At 62.5% G+C, this 4,411-nt stretch carries 2 protein-coding genes, 1 tRNA gene and 1 pseudogene; 3 read left to right on the forward strand and 1 reads right to left on the reverse strand.

Features of this window, described 5'->3' with window-relative positions:
• Positions 1 to 255, reverse strand: a pseudogene (locus VF662_RS01770) (PEPxxWA-CTERM sorting domain-containing protein); the annotation flags it as partial.
• 1,664 nt (positions 256 to 1,919) lie between these two features.
• Here VF662_RS01770 and VF662_RS01775 point away from each other — a divergent pair.
• From VF662_RS01775 to tig, 3 genes are all read left to right on the forward strand, one after another.
• Positions 1,920 to 2,174 (forward strand): YdeI/OmpD-associated family protein, encoded by a 255-nt coding sequence (locus VF662_RS01775; RefSeq protein WP_464136990.1) that lies wholly within the window; start codon positions 1,920 to 1,922, stop codon positions 2,172 to 2,174.
• A gap of 605 nt (positions 2,175 to 2,779) precedes the next feature.
• Positions 2,780 to 2,864 (forward strand) — tRNA-Leu (locus tag VF662_RS01780).
• A 126-nt stretch (positions 2,865 to 2,990) separates the two neighbouring features.
• On the forward strand, positions 2,991 to 4,411 hold a 1,421-nt coding region (gene tig, locus VF662_RS01785), incomplete at its 3' end, for a trigger factor (RefSeq protein WP_464136992.1).

The raw sequence follows: 4,411 nt of genomic DNA on the forward strand, positions 1-4,411 counted from the left end.
CTGATCCATCAACGCCTGACTGGCGGCCTGAGCATCGGCGGCCGTTCGGAAGAAGAAGTCGCTCGACTGATCGCACCCGCTGAAGAGCGCGGCGCAAGTGCCGTCGACGAAGCTCACATCATAATAGGATCCGTTGACGAGCACTTTCGTTGCGCCGAGGAGCTTGCCATTGCTGACGATCAGCTCGGCCGCGCTCGATTGCGCAGAGAAAGTTGCCAGCAGCCAGACAGCTGCGAAACGGATCAACCAGCGCATGTTCCCCCCGCTCGATTCGGTGCAGCAGAGCTAATTAAAACGATAGAGAAAGTCGAACGCACCGCAATCTTCTTCCCCACCCGCTCCCCGGCCCATTCCTTCAGCCCCGGCTGCCATATCCGCAGTCCACCAGGCACGCTGGGAAGGAGACGTTGCTCGGCCTAGCGAGCCGCGAGCCACGCATCGCTGCAGATCAGGATCAGCTCCCGCCTTGCCGATCCTGCAGCAAGGTGCGCCTCCACCGCCGCCCGATCCTGTTCGGGCAACCGCCGGATTATTTGCGCCACGCTGCGGCACTGCCCCGATCGGGCAAGCTCGAACGCTCGTTCGACGGCTGCAGACCTTTTCATCACCCGCCTTCTAGCGCGGCCGGCGGGTGATGCGAACGTCTGCTTTCGACCCATTGCGGACGTGGGCCAGATTTGCGACCTAGGCGCATGCGAACGGCGGGACCGCACAGTCGGATGATTGTCGCTGTCTCGGCTGCGATTGGCCTTCTTGCAGCGACTATGCCGCAGTCTCCATTGTTGCGGCTTGCGGGTCGCTACACGCATCGATTCAAGAATGGGGACATTGATGGAGGGAGATACTACTCCACAGATGTCGTCGAAATTTTTCCACTCGACCGGCGCCGCGCTTTGGTCAGTCTGGAGTTGAACTTTTTCAATGGGCATTCTTGCGCGGTCTTTGGAGAAGCGCGCTTGGAGGGAAGCGCGCTGGTGTATCGGGACAAGTACGATTTGCGTCCTGATGAGGCAGAGTGCTCGCTGAAACTTTGGCGCGACAGAGCCGATCTCAGGTGGGAAGACGACGGAACGTGCCAATTCCATTGCGGGTCACGCGGAGGATTGTCGAATGGCCGAATGCCGGCAAAGACACGGCAGGTGATGAAGGGTCCTCCCGCGAAGCCATCTTCGTAAACCGCGCAACCTGCACTCTTACCGCTCGCCGCTGAACGTCGGTTTTCCACTCATTGCAGACATCCAGCGCAATGCTATCAAGGATGATGTGAACTCGCTCCGTCTCATTTACTTGCCCGAGGACGAATGGCATGGAAAGTTGTCGGCGACCGTAGAGAGCGACGGCTTCGGCGGCCGAGGCGCCGCGTGGTTTGCGGTCCAACAGCTTCGTGAGTTCTGTCGCCTTGCTGGTCAGTTTCCAATCGGTGGCGATGAGGAGCGTTACTAGCTGGCGGATATTTCGCCAGAACAGGTAATGCCTTGGAGCAGTGCCACCTCCGCGTGCGGTTATCGCCGCATGATGGGAAGGGGACGATCCGAGTGACTGTTACATTGGCAACTCCCATCTGGAATGATGAGAACGCCGATCTCCATCAGAGCCTTACTGCACGTTTTCTGGTTAGCTACAGCGACCTCTCACGCTTTCGCACCTCATTTGAGGCAATGCTGGGCGGACAAGCCAATGAAGCCAAGCTGGAAGCAAGCCCCTCATAAGGCATCCTTCGACAGTGGCGCCGATGTCTACCCTCTACCATGGCGGAGATTCAGGCGGCACTTGTCGCCACCGTCGAATTGAGCAGTAGCACGCGGGCTCGCATCCAAGGCCACCTACGACAAACGGAGCCTCTCGCAATACCACTCGTTCGGGGGCTATGTCCGGGTCGGAAGGTGCCTTCATACCCGGAGGGAGGTTCGAAGCTGCTGATGACGGACGAGCGGAGCATCGCAGGCGGTGTCGTTCATGATCTACCCGCTGACCTGGCCGGAGCGTTGAAAAACGATCCGGAGGCCTTGGCGACGTGGCAGGATATCACGCCCCTGGCCCGCAACGAGTGGATCTGCTGGATCGAATCCGCCAGGAAGCGGGAGACGAGACGGAAGCGGATCGACTGGGGCCGCTCAAGCCTGCGGGATGGGAAGCGCCGTCCTTGTTGTTGGCCGGGATGTCCTCATCGCTGAGGACCAATCTAGCCGAGCAATATTCGGTCTTCACCCATGCGGACATCAGGTGCGGGGCGAGTAGACTTGTCCCGGCACCATCTCCCATAGGTCTGCTTGCTGGGGCACAGACTGGATCGGTTTGTCGTCGCCTCGCCAGAGCTCAATCTCCGTGACCAGATTACCGGATTTGACTACGTTGACATCTACGATCTGACCATCGAGATCGTAGTAAGCCAGACCTGCTCGTAAGCCACGCTCGGCTGGGTGCCGATCGCACCAGTCCCAGGTCAGGGTGCCGGGGCTAATCTCGTGAAACCGTGCCTTGACTATGGGCGCAAAGCGCACACCGCTCCGCGTAACGGACGGGTGACCGGCAAGAGCCTCGATCAACCGCCCTACATCGTCTGACGTAACGGCCATTCGGCGACTGTGCAGCATTTGACAGCGGCAGTCACCACTGACCGCTTTCCACCCATTGCGAACCCTCGACTAAGACAGGCGAAGCTTTCACCACATCCACCGGCCTTCGCAAAGGTGGCGCACGGCCATCCCCTTCCGCCGCCCCAACCATCCGCCTTGCCCCTGCTGTCAGCCCTGCTATAGACCCGCCGAACGGCGGCCCGGCGGGCGTGGCGGAACTGGTAGACGCGCTGGATTTAGGTTCCAGTATCGAAAGATGTGGGGGTTCGAGTCCCTTCGCCCGCACCAGTCGCCACGACGCAAAGCCGTCCGGGGGACGGCTTTCGCGGGCGGCTCCCCGAGCGAGGCAAGGGCGGTCGATCCGATGCGGCCAGCGCCAAACATATTCCTGAGAGTGAAGGTACGGCTACGAACATGCAGACTGTCGAGACGTTGAACGAGGGCCTGAAGCGCGCCTTCAAGATCACCATTCCGGCCAAGGACATCGACGCCCGCGTCGACAAGGAGCTGAAGACGGTCGCGCCGCAGATCCGCATGCCCGGCTTCCGCCCCGGCAAGGTACCGGCCAACCTCGTCCGCAAGATGCACGGACCCGCGCTCGAGCAGCAGGCGCTGGAAAGCGCGGTCCAGGAAGGAGTCCAGCAGCTGATCGCGGAGCAGAACCTCCGCCCGGCGACGCAGCCGTCGGTCGAGCTCGAGGAGCGGAACGAAGGCAAGGACGCGGTCGTGACGGTGGAGCTCGAGACGCTCCCCGAAATCCCCGCGCCGAAGATCGAGGGGCTGAAGCTCGAGCGCCTGACCGTCGAGGCCGACGATGCCGTGGTCGACGAGCGGCTGCAGCAGCTCGCCGCCGGCCAGAAGAGCTTCGATCCCGCGCCCGCCAAATATGCCGCCAAGATGGGCGATCTCGTGATCGTCGATTATGAGGGCAAGGTCGACGGCAAGCCGTTCGAGGGCGGCAAGGGCGAGGGCATGTCGATCGAGCTCGGCTCGGGGCGCCTGATCCCGGGCTTCGAGGACCAGCTCGTGGGCGCCAAGGCGAACGAGCAGCGGACGCTCAACGTCACCTTCCCCGAGGATTACAACGTCGATTATCTGAAGGGGCGGGCGGCGACGTTCGACGTCACCGTCAACGAGGTCCAGCAGCCGCGCGAGACCAAGGCGGACGACGATTTCGCCAAGGCGATGGGGCTCGAGGGCATCGATCAGCTGCGCGGGCTCCTCAAGGGGCAGGTCGAGCAGGAGCTGAACGGCCTCACCCGCACGCACATGAAGCGCAAGCTGCTCGATCAGCTCGCCGCCTCGCACGATTTCCCGGTTCCGCCGTCGATGGTCGAAGCGGAGTTCAACCAGATCTGGCAGCAGCTGGAGCATGAGGCGACGCACGAGGCCGACCCCGCCGCCGCGCGCGCCGAGATGGAAGCCGAGCGCGAGGATTATCGCGCGATCGCCGAGCGGCGCGTCCGCCTCGGCCTCCTCCTCTCCGAGATCGGCACGAGGAGCGGCGTCGAGGTCTCCGCGCAGGAGATGAACCAGCTCATCATGCAGGCCGCCCAGCAATACCGCCCTGAAGACCGCCAGAAGTTCGTCGATTACGTTCGCCAGGACCCGATGGCCGCGGCTCAGATCCGCGCGCCCTTGTTCGAGGACAAGGTCGTCGATTTCCTGTTCTCGCAGGCCGAGGTCACCGACCGCGTCGTGACGCGCGAGGAGCTGGAGCACGAGATCGAGGCGGAAGAGGGGCATGTCCACGGGCCCGACTGCGCCCACGGCCACTCGCACGCTCCGGCCCCGAAGGCCAAGAAGGCTTCGGCCAAGAAGGCCAAGGGAGAGGA

Origin of the sequence: Allosphingosinicella sp. (genome assembly GCF_036387215.1) — a bacterium.
Lineage (GTDB): Bacteria > Pseudomonadota > Alphaproteobacteria > Sphingomonadales > Sphingomonadaceae > Allosphingosinicella.